General features: G+C 44.5%; 12 protein-coding genes. 3 read left to right on the forward strand and 9 right to left on the reverse strand.

Going from position 1 to position 16,111, the window contains the following annotated elements; all coding sequences use genetic code 11:
- Window positions 1-88 precede the first annotated feature (88 nt).
- Window positions 89-1,942, reverse strand: a complete 1,854-nt coding sequence (locus tag CBE68_RS15250) for a GGDEF domain-containing protein (RefSeq protein WP_087506964.1) — start codon at window positions 1,940-1,942, stop codon at window positions 89-91.
- A 122-nt stretch (window positions 1,943-2,064) separates the two neighbouring features.
- On the reverse strand, window positions 2,065-3,561 hold the full coding sequence (locus CBE68_RS15255; protein WP_143824587.1) for a GGDEF domain-containing protein: 1,497 nt from the start codon (window positions 3,559-3,561) through the stop codon (window positions 2,065-2,067).
- A 171-nt stretch (window positions 3,562-3,732) separates the two neighbouring features.
- On the opposite strand from CBE68_RS15255, the gene CBE68_RS15260 reads away from it, so the two are divergent.
- The 3 genes from CBE68_RS15260 (at window position 3,733) to CBE68_RS15270 (ending at window position 7,304) form a co-directional block, all read left to right on the forward strand.
- Window positions 3,733-5,406 (forward strand): diguanylate cyclase, encoded by a 1,674-nt coding sequence (locus CBE68_RS15260; protein ID WP_158100631.1) that lies wholly within the window; start codon window positions 3,733-3,735, stop codon window positions 5,404-5,406.
- Window positions 5,407-5,487: 81 nt separating this feature from the next.
- Complete coding sequence (locus CBE68_RS15265; protein ID WP_158100632.1) at window positions 5,488-6,300, forward strand: mechanosensitive ion channel family protein; 813 nt, start codon at window positions 5,488-5,490, stop codon at window positions 6,298-6,300.
- 41 nt (window positions 6,301-6,341) lie between these two features.
- Window positions 6,342-7,304, forward strand: a complete 963-nt coding sequence (locus CBE68_RS15270) for a magnesium transporter CorA family protein (RefSeq protein WP_087506968.1) — start codon at window positions 6,342-6,344, stop codon at window positions 7,302-7,304.
- Window positions 7,305-7,907: 603 nt separating this feature from the next.
- Here CBE68_RS15270 and cas6f read toward each other — a convergent pair.
- The 7 genes from cas6f to CBE68_RS15305 form a co-directional block, all read right to left on the reverse strand.
- Entirely contained in the window at window positions 7,908-8,516 is a 609-nt protein-coding gene (cas6f, locus tag CBE68_RS15275) for a type I-F CRISPR-associated endoribonuclease Cas6/Csy4 (protein WP_087506969.1), read from the reverse strand.
- Complete coding sequence (gene csy3 / locus CBE68_RS15280; RefSeq protein ID WP_087506970.1) at window positions 8,513-9,553, reverse strand: type I-F CRISPR-associated protein Csy3; 1,041 nt, start codon at window positions 9,551-9,553, stop codon at window positions 8,513-8,515. The genes cas6f and csy3 overlap by 4 nt, the downstream gene beginning before the upstream one ends.
- Before the next feature lie 6 nt (window positions 9,554-9,559).
- Window positions 9,560-11,596, reverse strand: coding sequence for a type I-F CRISPR-associated protein Csy2 (locus CBE68_RS15285; protein WP_087506971.1), 2,037 nt, complete (start codon window positions 11,594-11,596; stop codon window positions 9,560-9,562).
- The gene (locus tag CBE68_RS15290) at window positions 11,593-12,801 is read right to left on the reverse strand and encodes a TniQ family protein (RefSeq protein WP_087506972.1); all 1,209 of its coding nucleotides are present in this window, start codon (window positions 12,799-12,801) and stop codon (window positions 11,593-11,595) included. The genes CBE68_RS15285 and CBE68_RS15290 overlap by 4 nt, the downstream gene beginning before the upstream one ends.
- Window positions 12,802-13,047: 246 nt before the next feature.
- Window positions 13,048-14,250 (reverse strand): toll/interleukin-1 receptor domain-containing protein, encoded by a 1,203-nt coding sequence (locus tag CBE68_RS15295; protein WP_087506973.1) that lies wholly within the window; start codon window positions 14,248-14,250, stop codon window positions 13,048-13,050.
- Between the two features lie 2 nt (window positions 14,251-14,252).
- The gene (locus CBE68_RS15300; protein WP_233143592.1) at window positions 14,253-15,476 is read right to left on the reverse strand and encodes a DUF3644 domain-containing protein; all 1,224 of its coding nucleotides are present in this window, start codon (window positions 15,474-15,476) and stop codon (window positions 14,253-14,255) included.
- On the reverse strand, window positions 15,451-16,098 hold the full coding sequence (locus tag CBE68_RS15305) for a hypothetical protein (RefSeq protein WP_087506974.1): 648 nt from the start codon (window positions 16,096-16,098) through the stop codon (window positions 15,451-15,453). The genes CBE68_RS15300 and CBE68_RS15305 overlap by 26 nt, the downstream gene beginning before the upstream one ends.
- Between the last annotated feature and the right edge of the window lie 13 nt (window positions 16,099-16,111).

The following is a 16,111-nucleotide window of genomic DNA, read 5'->3' on the forward strand; positions in this document are numbered from 1 at the left end:
ATGGCGAGATTACCCTATCAGCAGCGCAGATATACGGTGGGCTATCGGGCACTACATCAAGCAAATTCACCAAACAGGGATGCCAGAATTATGAGGGGATCCCCCAGAGCTTATGATTACGGTCAACTTTAGGTTGATAAACCATAAACAGCTCGCCAGCTTGAGATAATGCGTTAAGTAACTCCTGCTCTAGGCTTCTAGAACGCTCAATGTAATCAATGATAGCTGGCTCAAATACACAGTAACTGTCGCGCCCTGATTGCTTAGCTTTGGCCAATGCGTGCTCTGCGGCTCCCATGATGTCGACGCTTTCATGCAACTGCGAAGGAAAGACAGTAGCGCCCATGCTACAGGTCAAATTGATTTTGCGATTGCCAACAATACAAGTTCTTTTGAATACAGCACTCAGAGCCGTCCAGTGGGTTCTAACAAGCGCATTCATTTCTCCATTTAAGCTCGGAAATGCGATTACAAACTCATCGCCACCGTATCGGGCAACAAAACAACTTTCTGATGCAAAATGACTCAACCTCTCGCCGATTATTTTTAACGTTTGGTCTCCTGTTTCAGTACCGAATTTGCGATTTATTTCACCGAAGTGGTCAATGTCAAAAAGCATCAGTAATCCATCATGGTCTTTACGGCCCGCTGAGATCTGGTACTTGTTTGTCTGTTTGAGCAACGTAGTTCTATTAGGCAGTCCGGTGAGGTAGTCAGTAAAAGCCATCGTGGTGAGTTGTTGCTCAAGTTTACTACGACGCATCTCTGCACCAATTCTGGTAGCAAATACATCAGTAATTAGTTTCAATTTCTTTGTGTCGACAAGCCGATCTCGGAACAACAGAGCTATCAAGCCGATGGAGCGTTGTTGCTCATCTAAAATGGGATAGCCCAAATACCCTTCAATTGATTCATCTTTAAGCATTTTGTCTAAAGGAAATTCAGCCCAAACGTCGCGTGGATAGATACATGCATCGTGGCTCAAAACATTTTCACAGGGCGTTCCACCCCTCGCATATTTGAAATTGTCCACTGCAACGCCTTGCTTAAAAACGCATTTGGTCTGGATGTATTTTTCATCATCATTATCCAGTAATCCGAGAATAGCGAAATCAGCATTACAATATGTTGCAAGTAGCTTCATGACATTCTCAAAAAAGCCATCACCACTACCTTCGTTGGATACTTTGGCTAGCTCGGCAAACAGTCGATCAAACTCAGTTCTCTCTCCCACTTCTTTTTGCAAGTCGTAAGATGTTTTTCTAAATGCTCGGCTGATTACAACTAACGTGGCCAAAGACAATACGGATATAGGCAGAGCGCCAACATAAACCCAAGACGAATTTTGGCTATCGATTTGAAATCCGATGTAAGCGACGACGATTTGGAATAATATTGTTGCTAGTAAGGAAAAGGATTCTAAGCTTCGCTTCTCCTTGTAGAACTTGTAGGCACAAAAACACAGAAAAGTAGACACAAGAGCGTATCCGGTATGCAGGAGCGGGAAAAATACATTTGTATCCCCCACCAATACCCGAGCTCTCTCGTTAAATAACGTCGTGTACTCGAATAGTGCCGCATCACTCCCGTAGCGCAATGGGTAGTCGGCTATAAAATTAACCGCTAACAAACAAAACGAGAAGATAGCAAAACCGATCGTTAACGAGCCGGTGTGCTTTAATTTTGACCAAGTGCCGAATGTATGAATGTAAAATGGGTAAGCGGCGATTATTACTGATAAATGCCATCGACTGAGCTCCAATGCATCACCTAGATCGTTGGAGCTTAGAAGTTCCAAACTTAGCCAATTGAACAGTGCACTAAACACATTGAGAGCCGCAAGCGACACGAACTGGTATCGCTTACGTTGAATACCGTATGCCATAATTAGCGCAGCACAAAGAGCGTTAAGGGCAATTAAAACACTATAAAAAGCGATCATTAAATGTCGATATTTCCTCTGCTCAGGCTTTTGTAATAAGTGTAGATGCAGATCTCCCCTTCATTCGAATAGTGGAAACAACTCAATAAGACTGGAGGCTTTGATAGCCTTAACGGTAGAGATCATGATGTGCAAACGCGGTCTTTACCGCCCTCTTTGGCGGCGTATAGCGCTTTATCAGCGTCTAATGTTAACTGGCGAATCGATTTTACAGAGTCGTTCGAGCCAATATCAGAGATACCGATACTCATCGTTAGCGAGACTTTAAATGTTTGCGGTAGTTGCCTAAAGCGGTGACGTATTCTCTCAGCAAAGTCGATTGCTTCTTGTTGAGTAAGCTCTGGACACAACAATACAAACTCATCGCCTCCCCAGCGAGCCAAGTAATCCGATGGCCGGATGTTTTGACTTAGAAATTCAGCAACGAATTTTAAAGCCTCATCACCTTTGAGGTGCCCCTCCGTATCGTTTAACGATTTAAAGTTATCCAAATCTATCAACATGATTGAGAGGTGGCGATTGTAGCGAACCGCATGCTTATACTCGCGATCTAGCACCGCATCAATAGCGCGTCGATTCATTAGGCAAGTCAAGTGGTCGGTTTCAGCCAAATTTTCTAGGTGCCGCAATTTAGTAATATCACGAACAATTGCAAGGTTTCGGATTTTGTTATCAACATTAAGGGCACTAATAGCGACATCGATTTCGACCAAATTTCCTGATTTTTGTAACCCGTATAGTTTGGTATCACGAGAGCCCATTTTCTTGACAACACCGTTTTGGCTAAACGAGTGGCGGTGTTTTGCGTGATCGCCCCGGTAGTCAACAGGTACTAACTCTTCCACCTTCATAGCGAGTAGCTCTTCTTCGCTATAGCCAAAGATGCCTTGAGCAACTTTGTTGCAATGAATGATATCGCCATTGAGTTCAGCGTAAATAATGCCATCGGGAGAGGAATCGAGCACCATTTGGTATTCGCGTGAGAGCTTGTAGTACTTTCGTAACTGAAAAATAAAAGCCGCCGTTACCAGCAAGAGAATAGGCACGATAATAATTGATGCAATCGTCAAGTTGCTTTGAATAGCGTTGGCGGATGTTCGCGCTTGCTCGTACTGGTGTGTCATATATGGAGAAAGTCGCTCACGCAAGGCAACTAACGCAGCGGCGGCTCGACGGTCATCCACGGCAACTAGCGCATCGATTTGCTCTACGGTTAGATCATGTTCGAGCGATTTTATTGATTGTAAATTTTTATAGTAAGTGTCGAGCGTGATTTTTACCGCTTTGATGTGGTTGATTTCTTCATCATCTTTGGCATGAAGCAATAATTTGGATAGTGCTAAATGTGCATCTTCATAAGATTCCACAGCTTGCTCTAAATAGCTTTTGTCTCGACGAATGATGTAGTTCTTAAAATGGTGAACAAAGCCAACATAGCCTAGAGTTCGCTCTAATTTGATAAGTTCCGCTGCCTTACTAGAATTTGCAGCCGTAATGTCCTGCCAAGACCGGTTTAAATCATCTACTGATGACATGGTAGAAATCACACTCACCAGCACAATCAAATTAATCACTACAGATACCACAACGATGGCACCAATAGATTTAGGCTGACTCATCAACTTCCTCCACTGAACTTTACTCTCCGTAGCCCTGAAAACCTGTTTTTGTTTGGTAAGTTCTGTCAAATCACCATGAGCAAACCAAGGGCTCCCAAATACACAAATACCACGTTGTTATTTTAAGTTTGCTACCTTTTAGCTTCTAGGCAAACAAAAACGGTTATGCAAATGAGTATACGCTATAAGATCCTGATCATGTTGCTATTGCTAGCTTTTGCGACGCATTCCATTGTGACCTCAGTGTATTACTTTAGCTCTCAGAAAATCGTTAAAGACTTGGCTAAGTATCATTTGGTGTCTATGGCCAATGTTCAGCACCAACGCATGAAGGGAATGATTCAGGCCAACTGGGACAAGCTCAACTTGATCAGTAGTCGCACTCAAATGCGCACTTCCTTCCGGCGGTTTATGCAAGACGGTGATAATGAGTCGCTAAGCCTGGTGCGCCGCATTCTTCAAGATGCTGTGCGACAGAGTGAGACCATCAAGGATATTTTCATTCTCAACTCGAAGGGAACTGCAATAGTTTCTTCAGCGCGAAGTAAGGATGGACAGTCGTTCGCCTCTCATCAGTTATTTGACCAAGGGCTCTCTCACCAAACTACATCCATGTTGTTGGCCGAGGAGGAGTATCAGGCTCCTACGTTCATTTTTTCGTCACCACTGTTATTGGACGGTGAGCTGTTGGGCGTTGTTGCTATGCAAGTCAATATGGACCGACTTAATGACTTCATGCGGGATTATTCTGGCCTAGGGCAAACGGGTGAAGTATTCATGGCAACGAAAACATACCGCAACAACATTTTAGTATTTACGCCATTGCGTTTTGAGGACTCGCTTCAGCTGTTTAGTTCTGGCGCAGGTATGTCGGAGTTAATCGCAGAGGACTTCCGTGGGGGCGAAGATATTCTTAAGAGTGTTGAAGATTACCGAGGAAAGCCGGTGTTTGCCATAAGCCGACTAATCCCTGAATTTGATATTGTCATCATCGTAAAAATGGACGAAGAGGAAGTTTTGTCTATCAATGAAGACCTGAAACATCTCATCATCTATCTAATCTTCTTCTTATTGATTGTCGTTCTTGTTGCCTCGTTGGTATTAGCACACAAGATTACACGCCCAGTCATTAATTTGACCGAAGTAGCAGTCATGATCAGTGAGGGGCATCTTGAAAAACGCATCAAAAATTTTACCGATGACGAGTTAGGCCGACTCGCTCAGGCATTAAATACAATGGCAGATCGGCTCATTCAATCGAACTTAGTACTTGAGGAGAAAGTTGAGGCAAAAACATCAGAGCTTAGGGCGGTTAATGCAAAGCTTGAGCAACTTGCACAAACAGACGCGTTAACTGGGCTCAAGAATCGGGGATATTTTGACGGCCAGGCAGAAATTGAATGGCGACGAAATATGAGAAACAGTACACACCTTAGTTTTCTGCTTATCGATATCGATTACTTCAAACGTGTTAACGACAATATGGGGCACTCCACTGGTGATAAGTACCTCAAATCAGTAGCTGGAGCGTTGAAAGAGACCATCCGTCGAGCCGAGGATATTGTTGCACGCTTAGGGGGAGAAGAGTTTGTTGTTTTACTAGGCAACACCATCGAGTCTGAAGCCTTGCAAATGGCTGATCGAATTCATCAGCAAATCGAAAAACTAGAGCTGCCGAATGAATACTCGGATGTTGCGAATTATGTCACTGTGAGCATTGGGTTATATTCGGCTATTCCGTCACCAGACTCCACCATTGAAACTTCTTTAGAGCTTGCTGACAAAGCCCTTTATGAAGCGAAAGCAGCGGGAAGAAATCGAACCGTCGTGTATAAGACAAACTGAGTTAGTGCAGTTTTTATCGCCAATTCAAATAACTACATGCACGATTAGCGATAGAGCCTCATTATACCAAGGAGCCCTCCTGTGACCGAAACCCTAATCAAATTAGCGTTGAGCATTAGTTTGCTTATAGGCATTTATTTGCTCCGTAAAGTTACTTTTAGCTACTTTCTCAAAGGTATTGAGCCGAGCGAACAGCAACATAGAGCTAGCACCATTAGAAATGCGAGTTCATTGCTTATTGTCGTACTGATCGGATTTATCTGGTTATCTGAACTGCAAAATGTCGCTCTGTCTCTGGCTGCATTCATGGTGGCCATTGTTGTAGCAACCAAAGAGTTTTTGCAGTGTTTGCTGGGCTTTTTCGTTTGGAGCCTCAACCGTCAATTTCGCATCGGCGATTGGATTGATATTAATGGTATGGCCGGTCAAGTTGTTGATGTTGATTGGGTCAAAACAACGATTCAAGAAGTTAATTTATCGGGTGACTACAGCTATACAGGTAAAACGCTTTACATCCCCAACAACACATTGCTGCTCTACCCAGCCAAAAACCTAAATTTCATGCGGCGCTATGTGATGCACAGCTTCAGCGTGGTTCGTGAGGCCAATATTAACATTGAGCCAATTATAGAGCCTCTGCGAGCTGAGCTGGACCAATTGGTTGAACCGTTCAGAGATACGGCCAATCGGTATTCCGGTTTTCTCCACCAACGGATGGATATCGAAGCAACCCAAGTTGATCCTTCTGTATCTTTGAGTACCACTGAGTTGGGCAAAAACAAGCTGACAATCACCATGTTTTGCCCTACCGAGCAGGTTGCTGAATTACAGCAAAACGCGACGCGAACGTTCCTTCGTTTATGGCATGAAATGCAACCTGAAGAATCTGTTTAACGCTCCTACGAGACAAGCACTACGACTGAGAGGCCCTGATAATGATACGAGTAGCACTTTTCTCTGATCAGCAGTTCAACGTTGGAGGTTTCGAATTAGTCGAACAGTGGCGAGCCGAAAGCGGATTTATCTGGATTGATTTGATGCAGGAGCCTAAAGAGCAAGAACGTGTCTTATTGCAAAAATTAGGCTGTCACTCGTTAGCGATCGAAGATGCTCAGCGCGACAGAAGACCTCCAAAGGTGGAGAGCTTCGACCAACTGAGTTTGGTTTTGTATCGGGGCTTTAGCAAGACCGAAGAGCTTCTGGATGTAAAAACCATGGCCCTGGCCGCCTTTGTTGGCGAGCAAATTCTCATCACCCGACGAACCGAACCATCATTTGGCGTCGAGGCATTATGGCAAGATGAAAAGCTCAATCACTATATTCGCTCACCAGCGCTACTGCTGAGCAAAATCATGAACGCTTCTGCGATTCGTTACACGGAATCGATCCTTGAGGCGGAGGATGAAATAAGTGATTTAGAAGATGCCATGCTAACTCGTTCAAATGATGAATTAATGCATCGACTCATTCTCCTCAAATCGCACCTTCGAAAGCTTCATCGAATCAAGTCTTATCACGTAAAACTAGTGCGCCAAATTTTAAGCGGCGACGTTAATCATTTACCTATTGAAAATGCAGAAATAAAACACAGCTTTCGCGATGTCTTCGACAAATTTGAACGCTTAGAGAGCCTAACCGCCATGTACTATGATTTATGTGGCGACTTGATTGAGGGCTACATATCCCTCAGCTCTCATCAGCTCAATAAAACCATGCAATTGCTTACTGTTGTCTCGGCTATATTTGTGCCCTTGACGTTTATTGCTGGTATCTACGGCATGAACTTTGAACATATCCCCGAGTTATCTTTCAAGTATGGCTACTTTGTACTTTGGGGCTTTATGCTGTTGACGGCATCAGGGCTATTGGTGCTGTTTAGGCGTAAACGCTGGCTTTAGATTCAAGTCACGGTATTTCTCTTATCCTAATCAGTAAAGGGTATTTCCCAAATTTTTCATTGATAGATTAAAACTGCGAAGTCCAAGTAAAAGTACGAAGATCAGACAGCTTTATATCCGAGTGCGTGTTGGCTTTCATAACGAATCTTTGGGCTGAAACAAAATTCAAAGCTCCTCAATGTTCCAAAGTTACGCAATGAATTTTGCTCTAACATTCATCCCCGGCTATAGCCGGAGGGTTCTGCCACATTCGTGGCTATGTCATAAAAAGAAACCCACCAAATTTGGTGGGTTCTTATTTTCTGCTTGTTCAGCAGGTTAGGTTGCTTTCTTCCTGACCTATTTTTAACTGCCTATGCGGCAGGTAACGCCAATGACCGACTCGTGGGGATCACTCATATTTTATTAGCTGCCTATGCGGCAGGTCACGGTCAACCGATCCATTTGTGGTTCATCCAGACCTTTTTAGCTGCCTATGCGGCAAGTCACTATAAAAATTAGTGAGCAAAGGCATTAAGCGCAAGGGTTTATTGCTCAAACCAATAAAACACCAATCATTTTGTCAGGTAAATAACAATCTGATTTACAGAGAAACTTATAAAGTTACGAAAAAAGGGTTAAATCGATATTCGGTACGCTTCCCTGCCATCGCTGATTGGTTGCCAATCCATAAGAGTTGAAACCAGCGACGCTAACCTCAAGAGCATCTTGCTTTTGTACATGCAAAACAAACTCTTGCTGTGAGCATTTGCTTTCAATTGGTATGCGGTGAAAAAAGTCGAACTCTCGCTCTTCTGAAGCTTGAGGTATGTAGTTATTGCAGCCATTCCGCTCAATAGCCCTGCTCATTCGCCTTCGCTTCGATGCAACAAAGGTTTTAGCAATGGCCTGGTTTCTCACGAAGCGTACTTCCGGCAAGTGCTTTGGTAACTCTTTCACGCTAGACACATTGAATAGCCCTTCCTCTTTCATCATCGATAAATACGGCTGGTAGCTTAGCCCAACGAGCTCTTTCTCTGTTGGCCCAACAAAAGCGATTGCCTTACCAACCGACAAGTTCCTCCAGAGTGGAAAAGCTACTCCTATCGAATTTGCTGCGATTTTATTCGTACTCAAGAAACCATGCAGCGTTTTGATGCATCTTCCTGCAAGCAAATTGCAGTCGACAGACTCAGGAATAAACTCAACTACAAAGCCGTAACGGCAATTCATGCCTTTCCCTTAGCTTTAGCCGCTGCACCGTTAAATACACCTGCTTTGACCAAAACAGCGATGATGAAGTGCACTTCGTTTGGGATTTCTTTCCCATGTTCCAATTGCTCAATCCAGTGCTCAGATCTCTCTACAAGTTGGTAAAAATCATTCCCATTCTTAGGGTGCCTTCGGGCAATCACATATTCTCGATCTGCGCCGTACTCATTAACTCTCAGCCGCTTATCCGCATTTGGCTGCCACCAGTCATCAATCATTTGCAATGCTGCGCCCACTTTTTGCGCGTGAAATGCAACCGTTTCTTGTCCGTTGAGCAGGGTCTTTGCCAACAGTCTTGAGGGCGCACCATCTTGCTTCTTATCAACGAACTCTTGGCTGGGATAAATTTCGTCACCGCCGCCCACAGTGAGTTTGGAGTTTACATCGAGGTAATAAAGGGACTCTGTATCGGTGAGGGCTTTTTCGATAAATGCTTTTAGGTTTTCTAGCGCGTCTTGTGCGCCGCCATCCCACGCACTTTCCCACTGCAGGCAATATGAATTTGAGACCGCTAAGGTTTGGCCGTCATTAGTCAAAACCTGTATATCAAGAGAGCGGCAGGTGCGGTTACGCCACAGCCATGTTCCCAAGAGTATGTTCTTCGCAATCCTTTCGGCTATCTCTCTGTAGCCTCCCCGCTGTTTATATAGCTCAGCGAGAGCAGTTAAGGTTTTCCTTGTTTCATCAACAGCACACACGTTGGGCTTCAGGGAATTAGCATTGATGCGCAGTGAAAAATCACAATAAATCTCAGATACCCTTGGCGGCACGTAACACTCTTCAATGAACTGTGGGTTTGAATAGGCCAGATCTTGCGGTGCCGTATCCTTAGGTTTCATGTCTTTGGATTCAAAGCCCTCTGAAAAACCTGATTTTGGGGCTCTGATACGAGTTCGGTCGACACCAATGGGCTGTTCTTTGCCATCGATGAGGTAATAAAAATACGCCTTACCAGGGGAAAGCGAGCGGCAATAATTCAGCTGTGAGCACAATTCCATAGAAGCTTAGTCCTGATCCTTTTCTATAAGAATAGACTCATGACTTGACCTCATGCGCCAAAAAGCGCTGCTAAAAAAGTGAGATTGGCCAAGTAATCGCACTTCAATGGGATTTAACGCCTTCGCGATTCCCAGCAAGTTATCTGCGTAAGAATGCATCGAAGAAACGCTCCCTCTTCGCTCGCAGGGCATATGCATATGTTGATAACCAGACGCCGTTGCGATGAAAGACTCATCTCGCTCTAACTCGTTTAACAGTTCGTAAAACGAATCCGTATGAAACCCTGTCGCGTAAACCCAACGTGCACTGCAATCGATACCCTTAAGAAGAAAAAACAGCTCCGACCGGCAGCTAAAACTTCGAAGCCATGATGTGTTTTTTTTAAGTTCGGGCGGAAAGACACTTCCCCCGGCCAGCGTTAAAGGAAGGTTCGCATGAAGACTTTGATATCGCGCCGCTAAGTCGATATTTGTATGGACTTTGATAACAAGATCGAACTCTAAATCAGATCGCCAATTGCATCGAGTGGTAGGTCGCTTGACCGCCGAAACCACTCGTTTTTTTGCAACGCTTTGGGGCTCAGCCAAATTTGCAGCATTAAAAAGACGTTCTGAGCGCACGACCAAAGCGAAACTTATGAAGCTTAGCTCTTCACTTTCTTTAAGGCTTGCCCTCATGCCTCGTTCAAACTGGTGCATAAAGCCCCAAAATGCTGTCAAACTTGGCAGGCCAACCACAGAAGGGCTGCTTTGTGCATTACAATCTTCTGCTCGCATTTCAGTTAGATAAATATACTGTTCGGTCGATGGCGACGCCGTTGACAACGTTTTTTGAAACTGTTTCAAAATCCAATTGATTTGAGTTCGAATAGGCTGGATCAATCGACCATGAAACGCAAATCGTTTGGAATATTTATTGTTCTGCAAAGTTAAGTGAGCATGCTGGCTCAGCGCTTTGCCAAGCCTGGTGATCTCATCGGTAGGTAGCTGAATGAACTCCTTAGCAATGGGAGTAAGTTCCTCTGCATCAACCGTTGTCTCTTCGTATTGGTCCCTCAATTCAATCATTGGAAGTAACCACAGCGCCAAATGCTTGCGTAAAATTTTGACCTGACTATTGCGGGCTCGGTGATAGTCTTGGCGGGTAAGTGCAGGTTCATAACCGCACAAATGAGCTAATACGTTGCAAATTCTCCGATTGGTTAGCTGATAATCATCAAAATACTTGGCGCGGTTCTTTCGGCTTTGCAACAGGCCATGCTGGGGCTTATGCGTCGCCTGAAGCGGCGAGAAAAGTAGCCTGTGATTACCACCAATACTGGCGCTGAGATTGCCAACGCTTGCAGGATGTGGAAGTGCAGAACTGACAAAACGATGGCCAGTTTGCTGGCGGCTTACACGTTCAACCTGAATATGCTGAGCGTGACTAACAACAGGTGTGACAGATACATAGCCTTGTCCAAAAGGAAACTGCACCTGAGGAGAGTATGGGCTCACTTCATCTGGGTAGGTCGGAACCGTGATACTTTCTCGAATTGCATCAGCTAGTTTTTCCCGTCGCCCTTTGTTCAAACCTAACTTTTTGAGTACTGCATGCCACGCTCTATCACCCTGCAGTACTTCCTTCATCAACGAGGTTTCTCTGCCTTCCCACAAAAAAGTGTTGAACAACCAGATCGTATGACGGTAGTAACCTGAGTTGTGTGCCCAGCCAAGCTCTTGCGGGTCAGTATGCTCAGCAATAATGCGTTGGCCAAACACGCGTGAATCAGGGTATTTGAGGTTATGGCTGTGCGCCCACTCCAATTCTCCAAGCGCATCATCGAAGAAGCTCTCATGCTCAAAGTAAGACTTGGCACGTTTAACATCCAAATAGTCTTTACAAGCCGGTTTGCTTAGCGACAGGTTGAGTAAAATCACCAGCGCATTCAATTCATCTCCGGTAACATCTACAGGCTCGCTATATGGCATGAAGGCCCGCTTGATAAGCTCTTGCTGCTTTGTCACAGGTTCAATTTTGGTGAGCTCTCGTAATTGCTTCATAACCCACCTTGGGCGCAATCATTAGCGGAACTATTGAGACCAGTCCCCAACAAGGCGAGCCTCGTATCGACGATCGAGCGAAGTGTAAAGGCGGGCAGATATGAGGGCAGCTTGCTATGCAGGCTAACTTTGGTTGCAAGCTTGACCTCGCCTTGCTCATACAGTTGATAAATTCGGTTGGTTGAGCATGACAGCAACGCAGCGGCATCAAGTACACTCACCAAAACGTCTCCGAGACCACCACTCTTAGACCCCAGCACCGACACTGCAGAAAGTAGCTCATCAAACAAAGCACTAAGCACGATATTACGTTTGAAATCTTGATACGGTAATCGCGAACAATCGCGTAAGGTTGTGCCGAAGACATCATCGAGCGAAGTGTATTGCCAAGGTTTTATCCGTGTCTGATCTGCTTTAGCTATGGCCTTTTTGAGCTCTGATCTGAAGTTTTTGGGCCATTCTCGGCAATAATCATAAACCCCCTGGATGTCGACATCAGATTCAGTTCGGGAACGAAGAAGCCATGATAAGAAGCCGAATCTTGCCGAGAGATCTAAAGCTCCCAAGCAATTCCCCTCTACTTCGGTTGCCACCAGTATGGTTGACAGCCATAGGCTAGCCTCATTTGCTGGCTTCGTTTGGGCATCGCGAAAGTCAAAACCACAATCACAATGAGTTATATCTTCCGAGTATTTGAAGTCACAACTTTTGCCGCACTCTGGGCATTGGTTCAGTAGCTCACACTCATGAATATGGCAGGCTGTGTACGGAAGTAACTCCCAGCGCTGCCGAATATATGGGCTATGGCGAAGGCATTGAGGGCATATAGGCGTGTTATTCGTACGGAGCACTGCTTGTGGGAAATCAACGCCCATTCGGTGAACGGCTCGTTGCTCTGGCGAGAAATAAGTATCCGAGCGTGTCAAAGCCAATTTGAGAATGGAAAAAGGCTCTAACTGCAAATCCGTTTCTAGTTGGCGCAGGACTCTCACACGCAGTTGGTGGCTGCTTTGAGCGTGATAAACATTAATGCGGTCTAATTGTTTGGGTAATGCGCCCGAAACAGCCTCGTGCTCTTCCAAAAAGCGGCATAGGCACTCTTCGGCAAAGTGAGCAAAGCGATCATAGCCTTGATGCTGACCAAGGCGTAGCAAGCAGCTTTCCAGCGACTCATCAGGATATAGGGCGATATTGAGGTTTTCCATAACACACTAAAACTTAGATTAACTAAGTTTTAGTGTGTTATATTTTGTCCAAGTTGCCATGTTCTGTTATCGCGACTTATAAAGCTTGTGACACGCATCAACATAGGCTCAGAGAAACAATTGCCCAGACGTATCAATCTGAATAAATCGTTCAGATAGTTTCAAGTATTGATATGACTAAAAAGGCCTTTTTCGGGATTAAAGCAGCTAAAATAGATGACTATCCCAATAATTGATCACTGTCTTTTAAGTCCTGCTTTTGACAAACCGCCTGATAGCTCCACTCTGCTTTTCATCAATGTAGGGCTCAGCCCAAGGATAAGTGCCGCATATACCAGTTTCTCGACAAATGCCTCTATTAACGAGATAGCCAATTGCGGGGTTCATTCTTCTCGCATCCCAGCCAAAGAGTTCGGCTATTTTTTCAACGTTGCTTGGAAATTTGTCATCGTTAAATAACGAAGATGCGAGCTTTAAAGCATCTTTTTCAGGGTTCCAAGCCTTAAATGCTTTATCAAACTCGACAAAAAACTCACTTTCGGGTCCAACGTGATAGTTCTGATCCTTAAGAAAAGATCTGAGTTCATACAAGCCATCCTCGACATCATCCATAGAAAGCCCCGTAGCCCCTGCTATATCTTCATTCGTCAGCAGTGGATCACTGGCTGAGCCGAACTCCGATTTATCGCTGAATACTTTAGCAATGGATGTTGCTGCAACACTAAATCCTATATCTGGCAGTTCTTGATCAATTGGTCCATTACCTAACTTTGGCTTTCTTGATATGCCATGAATGTCACTAATTAACTGCGACAGATCACAATCTTCGCTTACATCAGGGCTTAGGCGGCCCGATAACAAAGGAGGTAATTCTGAGTGGGGTAAGTCTGTTCGTAGGGGAATGAATTTACACTTTTCGTCCAGCATCCTAACTAAACCAGCATCCATTTCCTGTTTTACCCAAGGTTTATTAATTGATTCTTTCGATAGCAGGACGACGAAGTGGGTGCATGCTCCAAGACCTTCATCTATGCGCTGACGTAAGCTATCGCCAGACTGAATTTCCCATTCTGCCCACCAAGTATCAATCCCTTCATCTGTAAGCTTTCTAGCAATTTGCTCTGCAAGCTGGCGATCTTCCCAGCCGAAACTTAAAAATACTTTTGGTTGCACTACTTTTCTCCGCTCAACAAATTGCACAGAACTGATTTCTTCAGGGGGCAATTTGCTTCTAATGTGATCGATAAGCTCTTTTGATCCTTCAACCCTCAATGACAAATCAGACAAAGAATTCCCAATTGAAGCTACTGTTGGGAATTCTTTCGTTGCCGGAAGGCAAATAGACCGAAATCGCTCCGCCATTTCATCTTTGGCCTGTTGGACCATTGCACTATTGATACTTTTCTCAAAATCAGTCGCGTTGAACTTTTTCCCATTAAATTTGAGCATCGTTAGTTTTCCCTCAACTGCTTGCGGCGAAATTCTTTGGCAGCTTCAAGCCACTTAGGTTGCTTGAGATTCTCGACAAACCATCGGATAAACTTTTCCGAGTAACGCGGTCTTCCATCGATTTCATAACGCATGTCTGATTTTTTCTGCTTACTAATCTTGTGCTTGTGAAGCACAGCTTGAAAAGCACCGCTCTTAATTGAGGCGAAAGATTGGCGTTTATTTATTTCCTCTAGCGCTTCCTTTTGGTGGTATGGGTGCGTTTTGTCCGGATCTTGAGTTTTCGTGATAATGATTGCTCCTTCCCCACCTTCACCTGCACTCAGAGAGAGATCACTTGCATCTTCTCGTTTCACCAACGCCAGTCGGTAGTCAATCGGAATCGAAAACTCAGTAGAATCTAACTCTTGTGTCGTTTCATCAAAACGCTTAATAAATTTCGCTACGAATTTAGCCGCATGTTTGCCGTAATGCTTTTTGATTAGTGCAACTTCGGGAGCAGGACCATCAACAACTAAACTCAGCATGCCGACGCTTTGGCCTGCAAGTGGGGCATTCCCCATTTCATTTCTATAGCGAGTTTGATAATTAAGCACAGTTGCTTGGAACAACCTCGATAGCTGAGGTTGTAGCTCGGGTATCAGTAAGTGAATCGCTTGGTCTCTTAGCTCGATTAGTGTCTCTAGGTTTATTCGAACAGGGTCCTTTTCTTGTATCCGTTGCTTTACAGCATCAGTTATGGATATGCTCCTTTCGCCGTCATAGAAAACTTTTTCATAACCACTAACTTTCAGAATTTCCGCTTTGAGCAATAGCTCCCAAGCATTAACCATAAGGATTGCGAAAGCTTCTACTCGATTTTTCATGCTTGGTCGGTTGTAAACTTCTAGTGCAAGCGTAAATGCATCCAAACTGCGCCCAACTAGCTTTTCGTGAAATTGCTGCTCAGGAGTTTTCTTTGTCGCCTTAGTCGATTGGCTCATGACCGCCAAAAACTGATCGTTGGATAAAGCTGATATTCCTTCGCAGCGATATTTTGTTCGACACCCATCGTGAAAAACGTACTTATCTAACAACTTTTCGTTGATGTATTTGTTAATCGAATTCTTAGTGTATGGGGTGCGCTGAACAATCATTTCAGCTGTAAAAATCGTCCCATTTTCTTCAAATTCCCTTAGTGCCTCGGCCAGAGCAAGCTGATTATTTTGTCGTACCACTTGAGTCACTCCCTTGCTTTTGAGTAGACATTTGGCGCATAGCTCCCTGCTGACGCCTAACCCTAGATTCTATTTCCATTTTTACTTGGTGATTAGCTTTCGCGAGTTCTTCTTTTGGATCCCACTCATCGTTTAAAGGGCTTATTGGAAGTTTTGCAAGTCGCCTAAGTTCGTCGGTCAAGGAAATCGCCAACAGCCCCAATTCTGAGAATTTTTCTATTCTGGCTTCAAATAGTTCGTCGTAATCTGGAGGAGATGCAGCAAACTCCCAAACAGCGCTAATGTATGCATTTGCGTCATCAACTTTACTGGGAAATCTCAAGACGCTGTACATTAAAGAAGCGGGAAGACACTTCCAGTTAACATCAATTTGGAGCGGCTCAAACTGAGGAGCCGAGACTTGAACTGACAAGCACCCTTGGGAATCTCGTTGGCCCTGAAATAGACCATCATCATTGACCACATCAAGGCACCCGGAAACAAATCTCTCTAACAGGCAGCTAATTTGAATCGCTAGGTAAGCGCGCTCTTCTTTTTGCCTAGCTCGGTGAAACCACCAATCTTTCATAACTGCCAGTATGGCCCCGACGAAGACCCCCAATAACCCAATAAGTGCCGCATCCAGCTTCATTATCACAACTCCA

It is taken from the genome of Neiella marina (genome assembly GCF_002165625.1).
GTDB classification, from domain to species: Bacteria; Pseudomonadota; Gammaproteobacteria; order Enterobacterales; family Neiellaceae; genus Neiella; species Neiella marina.

Coding starts and splice junctions, on each gene's coding strand:
- CBE68_RS15270 (WP_087506968.1), top strand. CDS start 6,342: ATGATACGAGTAGCACTTTTCTCTGATCAGCAGTTCAACGTTGGAGGT.
- CBE68_RS15295 (WP_087506973.1), bottom strand. CDS start 14,250: ATGCTCAAATTTAATGGGAAAAAGTTCAACGCGACTGATTTTGAGAAA.
- CBE68_RS15260 (WP_158100631.1), top strand. CDS start 3,733: ATGAGTATACGCTATAAGATCCTGATCATGTTGCTATTGCTAGCTTTT.
- CBE68_RS15285 (WP_087506971.1), bottom strand. CDS start 11,596: ATGAAGCAATTACGAGAGCTCACCAAAATTGAACCTGTGACAAAGCAG.
- csy3 (WP_087506970.1), bottom strand. CDS start 9,553: ATGGAATTGTGCTCACAGCTGAATTATTGCCGCTCGCTTTCCCCTGGT.
- CBE68_RS15255 (WP_143824587.1), bottom strand. CDS start 3,561: ATGAGTCAGCCTAAATCTATTGGTGCCATCGTTGTGGTATCTGTAGTG.
- CBE68_RS15250 (WP_087506964.1), bottom strand. CDS start 1,942: ATGATCGCTTTTTATAGTGTTTTAATTGCCCTTAACGCTCTTTGTGCT.
- cas6f (WP_087506969.1), bottom strand. CDS start 8,516: ATGAATTGCCGTTACGGCTTTGTAGTTGAGTTTATTCCTGAGTCTGTC.
- CBE68_RS15305 (WP_087506974.1), bottom strand. CDS start 16,098: ATGAAGCTGGATGCGGCACTTATTGGGTTATTGGGGGTCTTCGTCGGG.
- CBE68_RS15290 (WP_087506972.1), bottom strand. CDS start 12,801: ATGGAAAACCTCAATATCGCCCTATATCCTGATGAGTCGCTGGAAAGC.